Genomic DNA, 17,341 nt, shown 5'->3' with positions numbered 1-17,341 from the left:
TGGACATGCACCGAAACATCACCCGGACCGCGGCCGTCGCGGTCGAGTCCTGAAGGAGAACCCATGGAAGCCCCGACCCATCTCTGGCACAACGGTCGTATCAAGACCTGGGCCGATGCCACCGTCCACGTCGGCGCCCACGCGCTGCACTATGGTTCCTCCGTTTTCGAGGGCGTGCGGGTGTACGCCACGCCCGACGGCCCGCGCTACTTCCGCCTGGAAGAACACACCGAGCGCCTGTTCCACTCCGCGCGCGTGTACGACCTGGTAATGCCGTACGACGCCGCCACGATCAATCGCGCCTGCCGCGAAGTCATCGTCGCCAACGGGCTCACCTCCGCCTACGTGCGCCCGATCGTCTTTCGCAGCGGCTTCACCTTCAGCCTCGCGCCTTCGCTGGACACGGCGGTGGACGTGGCCGTCATCGCCCTGCCCTGGGGCGCCTACCACGGTGCCGAGGCCATCGAGAAGGGCGTCGACGTGTGCGTGTCCTCGTGGAACCGCGCTGCGCCGAACACCTATCCGAGCGGCGCGAAGGCCGGCGGCAACTATCTCAATAGCCAGCTGATCGCGCGTGAAGCGATCAACGGCGGCTTCGCCGAAGGCATCGCGCTGGGCACCGACGGCCTGCTGAGCGAGGGTGCAGGCGAGAACCTGTTCATCGTTCGCAAGGGCGTCATCTACACGCCCCCTGCCGCCTCGTCGATCCTGTGCGGGATCACCCGCGACTCCGTGCTGACGCTGGCCCGCGAACGCGGTTACGACGTGGTGGAACAGTCGCTGCCGCGCGAGATGCTGTATTTCGCCGACGAGGTCTTCATGACCGGTACCGCCGCGGAAGTGACCGCGGTGCGTTCGGTCGACCGCAAGCCCGTGGGCAGCGGCAGGCCGGGTCCGGTCACGCGGCAGTTGCAGGAGGATTTCTTCGGCCTGTTCGACGGCCGCACGGAGGACCGTTGGGGCTGGCTCACGCCGGTCGAAGATGCCGTCGCCGGGAGGGTCGCGGCATGAGCGCACGCACCCTGTTCGACAAGCTGTGGGACACGCACCAGGTACGCGCGGAAACCGATACCACGCCCGGCGTGCTGTACATCGACCTGCACATGGTTCATGAGGTCACGTCGCCGCAGGCCTTCGATGAACTGCGCGGCCGCGGTTTAAGGGTGCGCCGTCCCGACCGCACGCTGGCCACGCTGGACCATTCGACGCCCACCCTGCCGCCGGACGCGCAAGGCAAACGTCCGTATTACACGAAGGAAGCCGAAGCACAGGTCGCCAAGCTCGAAGCGAACGTGCGTGAGTTCGGCATCGATCTCATGGGTTGGGATAGCCCGCAACGCGGCATCGTGCACGTGGCGGGTCCCGAGGTCGGTGCGACCCAACCCGGCATGACCATCGTCTGCGGCGACAGCCACACGGCCACGCATGGCGCGTTCGGCGCGCTGGCCTTCGGCATCGGCACCACCGAAGTGGGCCACGTGCTGGCGACGCAGTGCCTGCTTCAGCGCAAGCCGAAATCCTTCGCCATCCACGTCGACGGAAGGTTGCAGGCCGGCGTCACGGCGAAGGACCTGATCCTGCACATCATCGGCAAGATCGGCATCGGCGGTGGCACGGGCCACGTGCTCGAGTACACCGGCGAGGCGATCCGCGCGCTGTCGATGGAAGAACGCATGACCGTGTGCAACATGTCGATCGAAGCGGGCGCGCGCGCTGGCTTGATCGCGCCGGACGAGACCACCTTCGCCTGGCTGGAAGGACGCGACCGCGTGCCGAAGGGCGAGGCATGGGACCGCGCCGTCGCCTACTGGCGCACGCTGCCCACCGACGAAGGCGCCACCTACGATCGCGAAGTCCGCATCGACGCGTCGGCGATCCAGCCGTCGGTGACCTATGGCACGCACCCCGGCATGGTCGTCGGCATCCACGCCCCCGTCCCCGCCGCGGCGGATGCGGTGGAACAGCGCGCACTCGATTACATGCAGGTCACGGCCGGCAAATCGATGGCGGGCGAAAACGTCGATGTCGTCTTCATCGGAAGCTGCACCAATGGACGCCTGTCCGACCTGCGCGCGGCCGCGGGAATCATGCGTGGCCGCCGTGTCGCCGCGGGCGTGCGCATGCTGGTGGTGCCCGGTTCCGAGCAGGTGCGCCGCGATGCGGAAAGTGAAGGCCTGCACGAGGTCTTCCGCGCCGCCGGTGCCGAATGGCGCCAGTCGGGCTGCTCGATGTGCATCGCCATGAACGGTGACCTCGCCCAGCCGGGCCAACTCGTCGTCGCCACCAGCAACCGCAATTTCGAGGGCCGCCAGGGCAAGGGCGCACGCACCGTGCTGGCGAGCCCCCTGGTCGCCGCCGCCTCGGCCATCGCCGGACGCGTCGCCGATCCCCGCGAATACATGAACCAGGAAGTCGCCGCATGAGCCAGACCAGCCGCCCGCTCGCCTACGTGCATTCGCGCACCGCGGTGTTGCGAAACGAAAACATCGACACCGACCGGATCATTCCGGCGCGTTTCCTCACCACCACCGAACGCACCGGCCTGGGCAAGCATTGCTTCGAAGACTGGCGCTACGCCGCCGACGGCAGCGACGATCCCGCCTTCCCGCTCAACCAGCCACAGGCACGCGGATGCGCGATCCTCGTCGCCGGCCATAACTTCGGCTGCGGGTCCTCGCGCGAGCACGCGCCCTGGGCGCTGCTGGACTACGGTATCCAGGCGGTGATCTCCAGCGAGATCGCGGACATCTTCCGTGGCAACTCGCTCAAGAACGGCCTGCTCGCCATCGTCGTGAGCGAGGCGGAGCACCGCTGGCTGCTCGACAACCCCGGCGTTGAGCTGCGCATCGACATCGCCGAGGGCACGATCCGCCTACCCGACGGTGGCAGCGTCCGTTTCGACCTCGATGCCTTCTCACGCCACTGCCTGTTGAACGGCGTGGACCAGTTGGGCTTCCTGCTCCAGCAGGAAGCCGATATCGCGGCATTCGAATCCCGCATGGAGGAAGCCGCATGAAGGCCTCGATCGTCGTATTGCCCGGTGACGGCATCGGCCCGGAAGTCGCATCGGCGGGCGTCGCCGTATTGCGCCAGGTGGCCGAGTGCTTCGGCCATGAGTTCACGTTCACCGAACATGCCATCGGTGGCGATGCCATCGACCGCTTCGGCGACCCGCTGCCGGCGCAGACGCGCGAAGCGTTGCTCGCCGCCGATGCGATCCTGCTCGGCGCGGTCGGTGGGCCGAAGTGGTCGGATCCGAATGCCACCGTGCGTCCGGAGCAAGGCTTGCTGGCGATGCGCAAGCTGCTGGGCGTGTTCGCCAACGTTCGCCCGCTGAAGCTGCACCCGCGCACGGCGGCCCTGTCGCCGCTGAAGCCGGAGCGGACAAAAGGCGTCGACCTGGTCTTCATCCGTGAACTCACCGGCGGCATCTACTTCGGCGCCAAGACACGCAGCGAGACCGACGCCACCGACGAATGCCGCTATACCGTCGAGGAGATCGAGCGCGTCGTGCATCATGCCTTCGAACTGGCCCGCACGCGCAAGAAGAAGGTCACCTCCGTCGACAAGGCGAACGTGCTGGAAACCTCGCGCCTGTGGCGCTCGGTGGCCACGCGCGTCGCCGCGGACTACCCGGATGTGGAACTGGAACACCAGCTGGTGGATTCCATGGCGATGCACCTGCTGACCCGCCCGGCCGACTACGACGTGATCGTCACCGAGAACATGTTCGGCGACATCCTCACCGACGAGGCCTCGGTGCTGGCGGGTTCGTTGGGCCTGTCACCCTCCGCATCGATCGGTGGCCCGGGTGCCGGCGTCTACGAACCGATCCATGGCTCGGCGCCGGACATCGCCGGCCAGTCGCTGGCGAATCCGCTCGGCACGATCTTGTCCGCCGCCATGCTGCTGCGCCATTCGCTCGGTTTGCCCGAGGAAGCCACCGTGGTCGAGGCCGCGGTCGACCACGTGCTGGAGCACGCCAACCTCACCCGCGATCTCGGCGGCAATGCCACCACGCATGCCGTGACCCGCGCCGTCCTCGACGCCTGCAACGCGAAAGCGGAGGCCGCATGAACACGAAGAAGATCCCGATCCGCACGCTGCGCAGCGATGCGATCAAGACCGGTCCGGACCGCGCGCCCGCACGCGCCATGCTGCGTGCCACCGGTCTGGACGACGACGCGATCGCGCGGCCGATGGTCGCCATCGTGCACAGCTGGTCCAATGTGTCGCCGTGCAACCTCAACCTTCGCGACCTCGCCGAGGCCGCCGCGGACGGCGTGCGCGCCGCGGGCGGTACGCCCGTGGAGTTCAACACCATCGCCGTCACCGACGGCATCGCGATGGGCACGTCAGGCATGCGCTCGTCGCTGGTCAGCCGCGAACTGATCGCCGATTCGATCGAGCTGGCCGTCGACGGGCATTGCCTGGATGCGATGGTCGTACTGTGCGGCTGCGACAAGACCATCCCCGCCGCCGCGATGGCGCTGGCACGGCTCAACATTCCCGGCGTCGCCCTGTATGGCGGCAGCATCGCGCATGGCAGCCGCAACGGTTGCCCGATCACTGTGCAGGAAGTGTTCGAGGCGGTCGGGGCCCATGGCGCGGGCAAGATCGACGATGCCGAACTGGACGATGTCGAGCGCCACGCCTGCCCCGGCGCCGGTGCCTGCGGTGGCCAGTTCACCGCGAACACGATGGCCATGGTGTTGACGACCCTGGGCCTCTCGCCCATGGGCCTCAACGACGTGCCGGCCACGGACCCCGCCAAGCGCGATGCCGCGTTCCGCTGCGGCGAACTGGCCATGGCATGCCTGGAGGCGAACCTGCGCCCACGCGACGTGATGAACCGTGCCGCCTTCGACAACGCCGCACGCATGGTCGCCGCCACCGCCGGTTCCACCAATGCCGTGTTGCACCTGCTGGCCATCGCCAACGAGGCGCGCGTGCCGCTGTCGATCGAGGATTTCGAGCCCGCGTCCGCACACACGCCGGTGATCGCCGACCTGAAACCGGGTGGCCGTTACAGCGCGGTTGAACTGACCGCCGCCGGTGGAACGGCGATCGTCGCTCGCGAGTTGCGCAAGGCCGCCTTGATCGCCGATACGCCGACCATCACCGGACGCACCCTGTTCGAGGAATTGGATGCCGCGCCAGCCGCCACCGAGGGCCAGCAGGTCGTGCGCCCGGTCGACAACGCATTCAAGCCACGCGGCGGCTACAGCATCCTCTACGGCAACCTGTCGCCGGAAGGTTGCATCCTCAAGCTCGCCGGCCATGGGCGTACCAGCCACGCCGGCCCCGCACGCGTCTTCGAAAGCGAAGAGGACGCCTTCGCCGCCGTGCAGGCCGGGCGCATCCGCGCCGGTGACGTGATGGTGATCCGCAACGAAGGTCCCGCCGGCGGTCCGGGCATGCGCGAGATGCTGGCGGTGACGGCGGCGCTCGTCGGCCGGGGGCTCGGCAACGACGTGGCGCTGATCACCGATGGCCGTTTCAGTGGCGCGACGCACGGCTTCATGGTCGGACACGTCGCACCGGAAGCCGCGCGCGGTGGGCCGATCGGCCTGTTGCGCGAGGGCGATGCCATCTTCATCGACGCCGCCACACGCGAATTGCGCACCGACGCCGACCTGGCATCGCGCCGCACCGCGTGGCGCCCCGCCGCACCGAAGGTGACCCGCGGCGTGCTCGCCAAGTACGCGCGCCTGGTCGGCTCGGCGGCGGAGGGCGCCGTGACCCAGGCCTTCGACGACGCCCCCGCGACATCCGGCCGCGTTCGCCGCGAAATCGAGGACGAAGACATGACCCAGGAACTGATCGGCAACTGACCACCGCTTTTATTTCGCGACATCCCTATCCCAAGGAGACACCCCGTGACCGATATCCAAGCCACCACCGCTCCCCTGCAAAACGCTCGTATCGCCGTGCTTGGCTACGGCAGCCAGGGCCGCGCGCATGCGCTCAACCTGAAGGACTCCGGCCTCGACGTCGTCGTCGGCCTGCGCCCCGGTGGCCCGTCCTGGAGCCGCGCTTATGTGGACGGTTTCGCGGTCGCTGAACCCGCCGATGCCGTGCGCGGCGCCGACCTGGTCGCCGTGCTCACGCCGGACATGACCCAGCCGGGCATCTACAAGGACGCCATCGAGGCGAACATCAAGCCCGGCGCCACATTGCTGTTCGCGCACGGCTTCAACGTGCACTTCGGCCAGATCCAGCCGCGTGCGGACATCGATGTCGTGCTCGTCGCGCCCAAGGGCCCGGGCGCGCTCGTCCGCCGTGAATACGAGATCGGCCGCGGCGTGCCGTGCCTGTACGCCGTGCACCAGGACGCGACCGGCAAGGCCGCCGAACGCGCCATGTCGTATGCGGCAGGCATCGGCGGCGCACGTGCGATGCTGATCGAGACGGACTTCAAGGAAGAGACCGAAACCGACCTGTTCGGCGAGCAGGCCGTGCTCTGCGGTGGTGCCTCCGAGCTGGTGATCAAGGGCTTCGAGACGCTCGTCGAAGCGGGCTACCGCCCCGAGATCGCCTACTACGAGGTGATGCACGAACTGAAGCTGATCGTGGACCTCTTCTACGAGGGCGGCATCGCGCGGATGCTGGAGTTCGTTTCCGAGACGGCGCAGTACGGCGACTACACCCGCGGTCCGCGCGTGATCGACGAAGGCACCAAGGAGCGGATGAAGGCCGTGCTCAAGGATATTCAGGACGGCACCTTCGCCCGCGAATGGACGGCTGAATACAAGGCCGGCCTGCCGAACTACAAGGCCTTCAAGCAGCGCGACCTCGACCATCCCATCGAGAAGGTCGGCGCACAGCTGCGTGCGCGCATGCCCTGGCTCGCCGCGAACCAGCCGAAGCCCGCCGTGGAGCCCGCCAAGGCGGAATGAGCCCGGTCGGGCTGGAGAAACCTTGCCAAGGATGAAAGCTGTTGTGGGAGAGCCCCTGCCAGGGCTGAAGGGTGTTGTGGGAGCCGACCTTGTCGGCGATCCCGCGGCAGCGGGCCAGGTGACGGCAGCCCTGTGGGAGCCGACCCTGTCGGCGATCCCGCGGCAGCGGGCCAGGTGACGGCAGCCCTGTGGGAGCCGACCCTGTCGGCGATCCCGCGGCAGCGGGCCAGGTCGAGGCGAACACCCATCGCCGACAAAGTCGGCTCCCACCAAAGCTGCGGCTCACGTGGCAGCTGCGGTCCTCACGGCAATCCAGAGCTTCCAAGAAACCACCGCTCCACCAAACGTCATTCCAACGACACCCGAACGCACCGGTTCTTCGCTTCAAAGGAAACGACACACCGTGAACGCCCAACTGGACTCCGTCGTCGGCGACATTCGCCGCCCTCCCTCGACCCACCCGCTGGCCGGCCAGACGATGACCGGCGCGGACATCGTCGTGCAGGTACTCGCCGACGAGGGTCTCGATGTCCTTTTCGGTTACTCCGGCGGCGCCATCCTTCCCGTCTACGATGCGGTGTTCCGCTACAACGGCACCCACCCGCGAGAGGATGGTGGTGAACCGATGCCCCTGATCGTGCCCGCCAACGAGCAAGGCGCGTGTTTCATGGCGGCGGGCTATGCCCGGGCCTCCGGCCGCGTCGGCGTCGCGCTGGTCACGTCAGGCCCCGGTGCCACCAATGCGGTCACGCCGGTCCGCGATTCGATGGCCGATTCCATTCCGGTGGTCGTCATCAGCGGTCAGGTGCCGACAGGCTCCATCGGCACCGACGCGTTCCAGGAAGCACCGATCAGCACGATCATGGGTTCGTGTGCCAAGCACGTGTTCCTGGTGACCGATGCGTCCACGCTCGAAGCCACCCTGCGCACGGCATTCCACATCGCGCGCAGCGGAAGGCCGGGACCCGTGGTTATCGATATACCCAAGGACGTGCAGAACGCGCCCCTGGTCTTCCATGGCAGCCGGGAACTGGCTGTACGCGGTTACCGGACGCGCCTGCATGCCGTTGAATCCGCCACGATCGACGACCGGGCGTGCGCGGCTTTCTTCGACGCCCTGGCCAAGGCGGAGCGCCCACTGATCTATGCGGGTGGAGGCGTCGTTTCCGCGGGCGCCTCGGCCGCCCTTCGCGACTTCGCACATGCCTTCGGCGTGCCCGTGGTCACCACGTTGATGGGTATCGGCGGTTTCGACACCACCGACCCACTGGCCCTGCACATGCTCGGCATGCATGGCGCTGCCTACGCGAACTATGCAATGGACGATTGCGACTTCGTACTGGCCCTGGGCGCGCGCTTCGACGATCGCGTGGTCGGCGTCCCCGCGAAATTCGCACCCAAGGCACGTACCATCGCCCAGATCGATATCGACCCGGCGGAAATCGGCAAGGTCAAGGCTGTCGACTGGCATCACGTGGGCACGCTGGAAGTCTCGCTTCCCCGGCTGACCGCCTACGGCAAGCGCGCAGGCTTCCGTCCCGACTATGCGGCATGGCACGCGCATGTCGCCGCCCTGAAGACCGATCACGGCATGAACTTCTGCCGTGACAGCGAGGCCATCCACCCGTGCGCCGTGATCGAAGCCATCAACCGCATCACCGACGGACGCGCCATCATCAGCACCGGTGTGGGCCAGCACCAGATGTGGGCGGCGCAGTATTTCGACTTCCGCGAGCCCCGCCACTGGCTCACCTCCGGCTCGATGGGGACGATGGGCTTCGGCCTGCCCGCCGCGATCGGCGCGCAGTTCGCCCGGCGCGACCGCGTCGTCATCGACATCGACGGCGATGCCAGCATCCGCATGAACATCGGCGAGCTGGAAACCGTCACGACGTATAACCTGCCGGTGAAGGTCGTGGTCCTGAACAACAGTGGCGATGGCATGGTGCGTCAGTGGCAGAAACTGTTCTTCAAAGGCCGCTTTTCCGCGTCGGACAAGAGCCTGCACAAGAAGGATTTCGTCCGTGCGGCGCAAGCGGATGGTTTCGAGTGGGCACGGCGCCTTGACGACCCGGCGATGATCGAATCCACCGTCGCTGACTTCCTCGCCTTCGACGGCCCGGCGTTCCTGGAAGTGGTCATCGACCCAGACGCGGGTGTGTATCCGATGGTCGGCCCTGGTGCGACCTACGACGAGATGATCACCGGCGACTGGATCGCGAGCCGCAGCGCGCCGGCGTTGCGCACCGCCGAACCGACGGGGATGTTCTAGACATGCGCCACCTGGTTTCCCTCTTGCTGCAGAACGAGGCGGGCGCATTGGCCCGCGTCGCGGGACTGTTCGCATCGCGTGGATACAACATCGAGTCGCTGACCGTGGCGGCCACGCACGACATGGATGCCTCGCGCCTCACCCTCGTGGTCTTCGGCGACGACGCCGTGGTCGAGCAGATCGTCAAGCAGTCCGCGAAGCTCGTCGACGTGATCGAGGTGTCGCAGCTTTCCGGTGACGGCTACGTGGAGCGTGAGTTGCTGGTGGCCCATGTCCAGGACAGCGATGCCGCGACCCTCGATGCGTGCCTCGACCGGTTCGGCGCGCGGCTCCTGCAACGCTCGGACGACAGATTCGTGGTCGAGTACACGGGGCGCGCGGAAGACGTCGACACGTTCCTGGATGCGCTTCGACAAGCCGGCCGCATCGCCGACCACGCGCGCAGTGGAATCGCGGCTATCGAATGGCCCCTGGTCGCGGCCTGAGGTCAGAAATAGCTGATCTCCATTCCGATATCGCTGCCGAAAGCGATCTCCCGGGAGAGATCCAGCTCGTTCACCGGGTTGATCTCCGGCCGGACAAGCAGGTCGACGCGCAGGTTCCTGATGGTACCCGGCGCATCCGTGCTGCCCGCGTTCCTCACGAAGCCGACCGCGTAGCGTCCATTGGTGATGGGAAGGTTCTCCTCGAAGGGAGTCGCCGGTCCCCAGGTGGCGTTAGCGAGGTCGGTGGTGCCTTGGTTCGAACCGGTGGCGTAGCCTTGCACGCCATCGATCATGGTCGACTGGGCGTCGAACAACAGGAACAGCCTGGCCGGGTTGGAGACGCCATCCTGGCCGTACATCTTGAATACCTCCGGCATGGCGGGGTCGCCGCCCCTCGCTTCCCTGATCACGAAGGCGAATCGCGCCGGGCTCGCGCAGTCCACCAGGGTCTTCAGGGTCCGCTCTTCCAGGCTGGTCGGCCTGGACGGATCGGGATTCAACATCTCACGGGTGATCGTGCCCAGGTCGAGCGGTCCACCACCGAGGGAGACGTTGCAGGCCGCCGCCGGGACGATGCTGCCTGTGACGAGCAGGTCCGCGCTTTGCGCGTGAGCCGCGGACGGTATCGCGAACGGCAGCGACGCCGCGATGAGCAAGGTGGGCAGATGTTTCATGTGTTCTCTCCATGATGGACCGTGGCTCAGAAATAGCGGATCTCGAAACCGAGGCTGCCTGCAAACGCGATATCGTCGACCAACACCAGTTCGTTCATGGGTTTGATCCAGGGATGCACGAGCAGATAGGTGTCGAGGTGACGGATGGGGGTCGGGGCGTCGAAGCTGCCATCGGCCGTCACGAAGCCGATCACGATGGGCGCCACGCCGATGGGAATCGTGCTGAACGTTGAAGGCCCCCACGCCGCGTTGCCGAGGTCCTGGCTATCCGCACTGGTGTAGTAGGCGTTGCCGCCCTCGATATGGGCCGACGCGCCGTCCATGCGCACGAAGAGACTGCCCACGGGGGATCGATCTCCTGACGAGAAGAGGCCGAGATCGAAGGCGTCCCCGGCATCCGGCGGCGGCACATTGTTCGACACGAGCGCGTATCGCATCGGCGTGACGCAGTCGATATGCATCTTGACCCTGCGCGTACCGATGTCGGTAGGCGATGCCGGGTCCGGGTTGAGCTTGTTGCGCGAGATCCGGCCGTAATCCAGTCCCTGGCCCACCGTCATTTCGCAGGCCTGCCCCGGCGTGATGCGGCCGGTGACCTGGAGATCGACGTTCGACGCGTGTGAGGAAGCGGCGAGCGACGCGAGAACGAGCGTCGTCATCAATCGGGATTTCACCAGAGGACTCCTTGTGGAATGACTTCAATAAATGATTTCGAAGCTCACGAGGCCGTCCGCCCCGATCTCTTCGCTGCGCGGAAGCAGGTGTATGGGTGCGATGTAGATCTCCGCGTCGAGCATCACATCGAGCATGGCCACCGCGGCGGGCCCCGCCGCCACATGGGAAGAACTGGCGTAACCCATGCGCTCGGACGGTGCGTGGCTGGCTACGGCGCTCCCGGCGGTCGGCGCCCAGGAATGGCCATGGTCGACGGATCGTGTCGCCAGTAATTCTCCCTGGGCGGACATCGCCGTCGCGGCCCAGCGCAGCACGTAGGCACCGATGTTCGCCCCCGCGCGGGTCGTCCCGAGGCCGAACAACTGGTCGTCCGGATAACTCACGCCGAGGCCGACCGGCGCGGCCACCGTTCCCGCCCGCTCGTCGCGCTGGACACGCAACGCGATCGGGATGGGCGCATCGCAGCGCACCTGCAATTCACCGCGCTGCGCCGCATGGATGGCAGTGGAAGCGCCGTGGATGTCGAGATCGGTCGAATGAAGCGTACCGAAGGCGATGTGCCGGATCACATCCACGCTGCAGCTTCCCGCGATCGCCTCGGCCTGCACCGAAAATTCGCGCGAAGCTCCGCTCGCCTCGATCCGGCCGCCGGATTGCCACCGGGTCGCGTCGCCGACGTTCAGTGCGGCGGCGTCGAGCCTGGCATCGATGTCGACATAGGCAGTGAATACCTTGCCGGTGGCGATGAATCCCGCCTTCAGCGGCGCGATCCCTTGACCGGGTAGCCAGGGCAGCGAAGCGCCCGTCCGTAACGGCGGGGCGCCGGGCCTGTCCAACTGGGCCAGATTCACCGGTTCGCCGTCGAGCAGGCCATCGCGCAGCCGGAGTGAAAACCGGCCCTGGTCCGCGAAGCGAAATGCCTGCGCGTTCAGCGGCACCGCCCGGAAGAACATCGTCATGTCCTCCGGCTGCGAACAACGTACTTCCAGCCTCGCCGTGCGCGATGGCAATACCAGTTCGCCATTCCCGGTGGGTACGGTCGTCGCGCGGCTGAGCCGTCCGTAATCGATCGTGGCGGTGTCAGACGTCACTTCGCATCCGGCTTCGCGTGCCATCGCGAGTCCCGGCAACAGCATCCACGCGGCGACGATGGCGCCTGGCAGGCGCATGCCCGAAGGGCCGGAACGCAGGCACGTCATGGGTCGCGCCCTCGCACCGCACGGCATACCGCCGAGGCCGATTCGTAGTAAACGCCGGGTTTCACCTGTTCTTCCAAGCGGAAATCCAGTTCACAGCGCGGCAGGTCGGGCCCGCTCACCGACAAGCGTGGCGTCGCCAGCGCGTTCGCGACGAATATCTGGCTATCACCCTGCACCAGGCCGACCAGCTCGCCTCGCTCATCCGTCACGGTGGCTCCCGCCGGCAAGCTTCGCCCGTCCACCGTCACAACGGTCAGCAGCACACGGCGCGTCCTGGACACGCCGAAGGAAAGGGAGGCGACCGCCCCGCGGCCCACCTCGACGACGGCCGCGCCGTTGTCGATATCCACGTTTCGCGGCAGTGAATCGGTGGCGACTTCGATGCTGCTCCTGCCGTACGGCGTGAGCTGCGGCAACACGGCGTAACCGCGGGCATCGGTCCATACCGGGCCACTCGGCGTCGAGATGCGGACGCCTGCGCTGTCGCCCGCGGACAGTACGCCGAACGTATCCCGCACGGGATAGGGCGATGCCGTCACGCCATGCGCATGCCAGAGGAGGCCGCCGCGCAAGCCGATGCCGTATGTGGTGCTGTCGGCGTTTCGCGTGTAGCTGCCGTCGACCTGCACATAGCGCGGCAAGAGCGACACGCCGGCATCGACGCTACGGCGCCGGTCGCCCGAACCGTATTCCAACCCGGTGCGGTAGCTTGCATAGTCGTTGACCTGCCCGGAGAACTGGGCGCCGTAACGTGTCTCTCCCGCATAGCGGCGCACGGATGTGCCAAGCCGGCGATTCTCGCCGAGCGGGACGCTGACACTGAAATACACACTGCCGCCCTGCTGGCGACGCACGCGACCGAGACTCCATTCGGCGGACAGCGAAACCGACGCCCGCCCGACGCGCGACGCCCATGACGCCTGCGCACGCCTGCCGCCGCGCTGGTTGATCAGCACGGTGCGGGAATATCCCGCGCTGAGGCTGCCAAGGCGGGGATGCGACCACGACACGCTCGCCGACGATTGGTCCCGGTAGCGTGAACGGCGCAAGGCGACGTTCCGCACCACCGTGGTATCCAGCAACTCCCGGAATCCCCGGCTCTGCCGCGAGTGGGCGAGCCCGATCGACCAGTGGCCATGCAGCCGCCGGGACAGGGCAACCATGCCCTGCCAGCCCCTGGCACCTTCCCGCGCCGCATTCGATCCCGCCAGGTTCACCTGCCATTGCGTGTCCTTCGCCATGGCTACCCCGATGCCCAGCCCCATGGCGTGATAGCGCGAGGCAGCCATGACGCCCGCGTTCAGCGACACGTGGCGATCGAGTGGGCCGCTCCAGCCCGCACTGACGATCCATGGCGCTTCCTGCAGCCCCGTGTTGCGCAAACGCCCCACGGCGAGCGCGTATCCCGGCGCCGTGTCCGCCGCGCCGGACTGGGCACCGCTGACGCTGAAACGACGTGCGTCGCCGTCGGCACCGGTCACGGTGACGTCGAGGTTGGCGTGGCGGTTGATGCGGGGAATCCCGGTCAGGGTGAACGGCCCCTGGGGTACGAGCGTGGCATACACGAGCACGCCGTCCTGCCGAACCTCGACGCGCGCCGGGCCCTGCGCGATCCCTTCGACCGTCGCACCCACACCCTGGCTGGCCAACGCCAGCTCGCTCGTCACTTGCACACCGGTGACCTGCGCACCGGACAAGGCGGGATTCAAGGCGTTTATCTCGCCGGCCTGCACCACGGCGCGGTACCGGGCGAACGAGCGGCTGGCGTAGGTGTCGAGCAGTTCGATGTGCTGCCGCCCGTCGGCGGATGTGGATACCTGGCGACTGCGGACCACCCAGTCGCCCGCGTTGAAGCCCAGTTCGGTATTGGCGGACCGGTAACGGCTGGTGCGCGAGCCCCAGCGGCTGTCCAGTCCGACGAGTTCGTAGTTCAGTAACGCGCCCATACCGCCACGCGCGTAAGCCGAAAGGTCGCGTTGTCGCGTGCGTAATGCCTCGGTGGGGACCAACAGGGATATCGCCGCCTTCCCCGGATTCAGTTCGATCTCCGACGACGGGTACATCGTCGCGAGATCCGGGCATGGCGAAGCCGCCAGGTCGCCGGAGGCGGCACGTTCCACGTCCACTTCCGCGGCATCGAGCAATGTCTGGTCGATGCATGGCATGCCGCGCTCGTCGAAGCGCACCGTTACCGTGCCCATGGCTTTCCCGTTGACCGCCAGTGACACCACGTGATGGCCCGCGGTGAAACGGGGAGCCCTGCGGAAGTACACCGCCAGCTTCGGGTCGATACCGCGCAGCTTCAACATGTGCTCGTCGAACTCGATATCGGTGTCGCCGCCGGCCATGGAGGGGGACGTCGAGGGCGCGTTGGCCGCCCCGAAGCCGGCGTGCGCATTCACCATGTCCGGCGCGCACGCCAACGGCAGAAGCGCCAGACGCAGCTGTGCGCCGCAAAGCCGGCGCCCGGTAACGGGCGGATTCATGAATACGGGCTCGCCGTTCAGTCGCTGGCGACGGACAACGATGCGTCGTAGGACTCCACCGCGAACCCATAAACGGTGGCGGGATGCAAGCGTACCGACGTCGTGGCTCGCGCGGCTTCGGGCAGCGGCAGCGCATGCCTGCTTCCTGGCAGCACGTAGCCGGCCGGAACCCTGACGGGTGTCATCGATGGCAGGAGGATGACTTCCTGGCCCATGCGCACCACGTACGGAGTGTCGTTGCGAACGACGAGTTCACCTCCGGCGACGGACCAGGTCAGCCCTTTCCATGGCTCCCGGTTGGGAACCAGGCCCTTGGGATGCAGGATCACTGGCAGGTTCTGCCGGATGTTCACCGAGACGGTGGCACGGCCCGGCTCCAGCTTGTTCTTCGGCCGCAGTCCTTCGAACACGACCCGTTTCAGGCGCTGTGTCTTGAGCGGCCGTGCGTTGCGCAGGATGAACCTGACGAGCTGGCTCTCGCCCGGTTCGACACGGGACACCGGCGGTGTGACGAACAGCAAGGGCTCGGCGTCCTCAGGGATGTCCTGCAGGGTGACATGCAGGAGCGAGGGCCTCGGGTCGCTGTTCCTGACATGGATCGTCGCCTCGCCCTTGTCTTCATAGACGATGACGACCGATGTCTCGGGCAACATGCCATCGGCAAGGGCAGGCGTCACCGGGGCCAGGGCCGGCAACGCGACGGCAAGCATGACACGCAGCGCGCGCCTGGAGGAATCATGATGACTCGACACGTCGCCGCTCCGGGTGAACGTCAATAGAAAATTTCGATCGTGGCTCTTCCGTAAAGCGCCACGTCTTCATTGACGACCGGATCCTTCGCCAGGACCGCGGCGATCTTCAGCGGTACGGTCAGGCTGGTCAGCGCGGCCGGTTCGGTAGCGTCCGCCTGGTTGGCGAAAGCAAACGCCTCGCCGTCATGATCGAACGCCACCTCGCCGGTGACGGGCGTAGCCCACGCCTGGCCGGCGCCACTATCGGTGGACTTCAGCACGTACCGCGACGCCATCGCTTCCGCATCGATGCTCAGCTTGAAGTAGCCGTTCGCGGCATTGCCACCGCCCTGGAGATTCCTGCCCAGGCTGTAGTGATTGGCACCCACCGTGGAGACGCCTTCACCCGAGTCGGCGGCCTTCAGGCGGAATCGCGCGGGCGCACCCTGGCAATCGATGCTCAGGCTCGCTTCTTTCGTTTCGAGGGCCAGGTCCTGGCCCGGGGTGAAATCCGAGAGTTTCACCGGATCGAGCTGCACGTCCGCCGGGCCGAGGATAGACACGCTGCACGAAGCCGGCGTGATCGTACCCGTGACCTTCAGTTCCGCGGTATCGGCGGCCGTGGCGGCCAGCGGCGCCAGGAGTGCCATCGTGGCAGCCGTAAACAAAGCCATGTGACGCATCTCGCACGTTCTCCTTGTGGCGAGGCGGCATCTTAGTGAAAGCAACGCGTTGGCCGACATAGGATTACTCCTAAAACCGGCGGCTACTTGGTCATCACGGCGCTGAAAGAGTAGGCTCATGCCATGAATCGCCGTGCCGCCCTCTCGCTGCCGCCGCCTCTTGCCGACACCTCGGCGCTCGGACGCGAGCAAGACCTGCTGGGTCTTTCCGACGAACCCTCCATCCACTATCTCGATCACGGCTCGCGCAGCCGCTTGATCCGCTGGCATTACCACCCGGCGTACGAGCTGCACCTCATCGTGGCCACTGAAGGCACCGCCTACGTCGGCGATTACGAAGGCCGCTTCGCTCCGTACACGCTGATGCTCACGGGTCCCAACGTGCCGCATAACTGGGTGACCGACGACGATTGCGAACCTGCTGCGCTGCGCGATCGGGTCATCCTTTTTTCCGAAGCGTTCGTCCGCCGCTGCATCGATTTCCTTCCATCGGCGCGCCATGTGAAGTCGCTGCTGCTCGAAGAGGCCCGTCATGGCATCGGGTTCTCCCCGGAGCTCGGACGCACGCTGGAACCATATTTCCGCCGTGTCGCGGCACACCCCGGCCTTCGCCGCGTGGCGAGCTTCTTCGAGATGATCGAGGCACTGGCCGAGGACGAGACACGGCATGCGTTGAGCAGCCGTCCGTTCCAGGCCTCCGCCGATCCCAGCCAGTCGATGAAGCTGCACCGTGCCGTGACCTACATCGACCGCCACCACGCGGGCGACGTATCGTTGAAGGCCGTGGCGGACCGGCTGGACATGTCCGAGTCGGCATTCTCTCGATTCTTCCACCAGCACACGGGTTATCGCTTCATCGACTACGTCAACCAGATCCGCATTCAACGCGCATGCGAGCGGCTGGCCTCGTCGCAGGGATCGATCACCGACATCTGCTACGAGGTCGGCTTCAGCAACCTGTCGAACTTCAACCGGCGCTTCCTGATCCTCATCGGGATGACGCCGCGCGAATACCGGATGCGTCATCGTCGGCCACCCGCCGACCTCTGATGGCGCGTCGCGGCACGCCGCATGCCCGGAAGGAATCCACTCACCTGTTTCACATACTTTTTTGCTGCCACGGCCCGTTGTCGCGCCGCAGCATAAGGACGGCCGCGCCTTGCTTCCAAGGAGCCGGCAGCAGCGGTATCGCGCAAGAAAGTATGCATTTTCACCGTAAAACGACACGCCACGTATT

15 protein-coding genes are annotated in these 17,341 nt (G+C 66.6%); 9 read left to right on the top strand and 6 right to left on the bottom strand.

The genetic code is table 11. The features are described 5' to 3' along the window. Positions 1-63: 63 nt before the first annotated feature. From QFZ41_RS11220 to ilvN, 8 genes are all read left to right on the top strand, one after another. Positions 64-1,011, top strand: coding sequence for a branched-chain amino acid transaminase (locus tag QFZ41_RS11220; protein WP_429198851.1), 948 nt, complete (start codon positions 64-66; stop codon positions 1,009-1,011). Further along, positions 1,008-2,423, top strand: coding sequence for a 3-isopropylmalate dehydratase large subunit (gene leuC / locus QFZ41_RS11215; RefSeq protein WP_429198850.1), 1,416 nt, complete (start codon positions 1,008-1,010; stop codon positions 2,421-2,423). Before QFZ41_RS11220 ends, leuC begins: the two co-directional genes overlap by 4 nt. Continuing rightward, complete coding sequence (gene leuD / locus QFZ41_RS11210; RefSeq protein WP_426285910.1) at positions 2,420-3,016, top strand: 3-isopropylmalate dehydratase small subunit; 597 nt, start codon at positions 2,420-2,422, stop codon at positions 3,014-3,016. The genes leuC and leuD overlap by 4 nt, the downstream gene beginning before the upstream one ends. Next, positions 3,013-4,077 carry a 3-isopropylmalate dehydrogenase gene (gene leuB / locus QFZ41_RS11205; protein ID WP_429198849.1) on the top strand — a complete coding sequence of 355 codons (1,065 nt, stop codon included), beginning with the start codon at positions 3,013-3,015 and terminating at the stop codon, positions 4,075-4,077. The genes leuD and leuB overlap by 4 nt, the downstream gene beginning before the upstream one ends. Then, positions 4,074-5,834 carry a dihydroxy-acid dehydratase gene (ilvD, locus tag QFZ41_RS11200; protein ID WP_429198848.1) on the top strand — a complete coding sequence of 587 codons (1,761 nt, stop codon included), beginning with the start codon at positions 4,074-4,076 and terminating at the stop codon, positions 5,832-5,834. Before leuB ends, ilvD begins: the two co-directional genes overlap by 4 nt. A gap of 45 nt (positions 5,835-5,879) precedes the next feature. After that, the gene (gene ilvC, locus QFZ41_RS11195) at positions 5,880-6,899 is read left to right on the top strand and encodes a ketol-acid reductoisomerase (RefSeq protein WP_429198847.1); all 1,020 of its coding nucleotides are present in this window, start codon (positions 5,880-5,882) and stop codon (positions 6,897-6,899) included. Positions 6,900-7,377: 478 nt separating this feature from the next. Next, the gene (gene ilvB / locus QFZ41_RS11190; RefSeq protein WP_429200218.1) at positions 7,378-9,171 is read left to right on the top strand and encodes a biosynthetic-type acetolactate synthase large subunit; all 1,794 of its coding nucleotides are present in this window, start codon (positions 7,378-7,380) and stop codon (positions 9,169-9,171) included. Positions 9,172-9,173: 2 nt separating this feature from the next. Continuing rightward, complete coding sequence (ilvN, locus tag QFZ41_RS11185; protein ID WP_429198846.1) at positions 9,174-9,656, top strand: acetolactate synthase small subunit; 483 nt, start codon at positions 9,174-9,176, stop codon at positions 9,654-9,656. Positions 9,657-9,658: 2 nt separating this feature from the next. On the opposite strand, the gene QFZ41_RS11180 is transcribed toward ilvN, so the two are convergent. Genes QFZ41_RS11180 through QFZ41_RS11155 form a run of 6 tightly spaced genes read right to left on the bottom strand, consistent with a single transcriptional unit; the run spans position 9,659 to position 16,071 of the window. After that, positions 9,659-10,330 carry a hypothetical protein gene (locus QFZ41_RS11180; RefSeq protein WP_429198845.1) on the bottom strand — a complete coding sequence of 224 codons (672 nt, stop codon included), beginning with the start codon at positions 10,328-10,330 and terminating at the stop codon, positions 9,659-9,661. 26 nt (positions 10,331-10,356) lie between these two features. Next, on the bottom strand, positions 10,357-11,004 hold the full coding sequence (locus QFZ41_RS11175; RefSeq protein ID WP_429198844.1) for a DUF1120 domain-containing protein: 648 nt from the start codon (positions 11,002-11,004) through the stop codon (positions 10,357-10,359). A gap of 24 nt (positions 11,005-11,028) precedes the next feature. Continuing rightward, a complete protein-coding gene (locus QFZ41_RS11170) occupies positions 11,029-12,204 on the bottom strand; it encodes a hypothetical protein (protein ID WP_429198843.1) in 1,176 nt (391 codons plus the stop codon). Continuing rightward, complete coding sequence (locus QFZ41_RS11165; RefSeq protein ID WP_429198842.1) at positions 12,201-14,690, bottom strand: fimbria/pilus outer membrane usher protein; 2,490 nt, start codon at positions 14,688-14,690, stop codon at positions 12,201-12,203. The genes QFZ41_RS11170 and QFZ41_RS11165 overlap by 4 nt, the downstream gene beginning before the upstream one ends. 17 nt (positions 14,691-14,707) lie before the next feature. Next, entirely contained in the window at positions 14,708-15,442 is a 735-nt protein-coding gene (locus QFZ41_RS11160; RefSeq protein WP_429198841.1) for a fimbria/pilus chaperone family protein, read from the bottom strand. A gap of 20 nt (positions 15,443-15,462) precedes the next feature. Next, complete coding sequence (locus QFZ41_RS11155) at positions 15,463-16,071, bottom strand: hypothetical protein (protein WP_429198840.1); 609 nt, start codon at positions 16,069-16,071, stop codon at positions 15,463-15,465. A gap of 156 nt (positions 16,072-16,227) precedes the next feature. Here QFZ41_RS11155 and QFZ41_RS11150 point away from each other — a divergent pair, with 156 nt between their 5' ends. Then, positions 16,228-17,154 carry an AraC family transcriptional regulator gene (locus tag QFZ41_RS11150; protein WP_429198839.1) on the top strand — a complete coding sequence of 309 codons (927 nt, stop codon included), beginning with the start codon at positions 16,228-16,230 and terminating at the stop codon, positions 17,152-17,154. The last annotated feature ends 187 nt before the right edge of the window (positions 17,155-17,341 follow it).

The sequence above is a fragment of the Luteibacter sp. W1I16 genome (assembly GCF_050434905.1).
In the GTDB taxonomy this organism is placed as follows: Bacteria; Pseudomonadota; Gammaproteobacteria; order Xanthomonadales; family Rhodanobacteraceae; genus Luteibacter.
Note: the sequence above shows the minus strand (reverse complement) of the source record. Positions and strands in the feature narration are given on the sequence as shown.

What these genes read in the sequence shown, in the direction of transcription:
- leuD (WP_426285910.1), top strand. Translation starts at nt 2,420, where the DNA reads ATGAGCCAGACCAGCCGCCCGCTCGCCTACGTGCATTCGCGCACCGCG.
- QFZ41_RS11155 (WP_429198840.1), bottom strand. Translation starts at nt 16,071, where the DNA reads ATGGCACTCCTGGCGCCGCTGGCCGCCACGGCCGCCGATACCGCGGAA.
- ilvN (WP_429198846.1), top strand. Translation starts at nt 9,174, where the DNA reads ATGCGCCACCTGGTTTCCCTCTTGCTGCAGAACGAGGCGGGCGCATTG.
- leuB (WP_429198849.1), top strand. Translation starts at nt 3,013, where the DNA reads ATGAAGGCCTCGATCGTCGTATTGCCCGGTGACGGCATCGGCCCGGAA.
- ilvB (WP_429200218.1), top strand. Translation starts at nt 7,378, where the DNA reads ATGACCGGCGCGGACATCGTCGTGCAGGTACTCGCCGACGAGGGTCTC.
- leuC (WP_429198850.1), top strand. Translation starts at nt 1,008, where the DNA reads ATGAGCGCACGCACCCTGTTCGACAAGCTGTGGGACACGCACCAGGTA.
- QFZ41_RS11150 (WP_429198839.1), top strand. Translation starts at nt 16,228, where the DNA reads ATGAATCGCCGTGCCGCCCTCTCGCTGCCGCCGCCTCTTGCCGACACC.
- QFZ41_RS11165 (WP_429198842.1), bottom strand. Translation starts at nt 14,690, where the DNA reads ATGAATCCGCCCGTTACCGGGCGCCGGCTTTGCGGCGCACAGCTGCGT.
- QFZ41_RS11220 (WP_429198851.1), top strand. Translation starts at nt 64, where the DNA reads ATGGAAGCCCCGACCCATCTCTGGCACAACGGTCGTATCAAGACCTGG.
- ilvD (WP_429198848.1), top strand. Translation starts at nt 4,074, where the DNA reads ATGAACACGAAGAAGATCCCGATCCGCACGCTGCGCAGCGATGCGATC.
- QFZ41_RS11180 (WP_429198845.1), bottom strand. Translation starts at nt 10,330, where the DNA reads ATGAAACATCTGCCCACCTTGCTCATCGCGGCGTCGCTGCCGTTCGCG.
- QFZ41_RS11170 (WP_429198843.1), bottom strand. Translation starts at nt 12,204, where the DNA reads ATGACGTGCCTGCGTTCCGGCCCTTCGGGCATGCGCCTGCCAGGCGCC.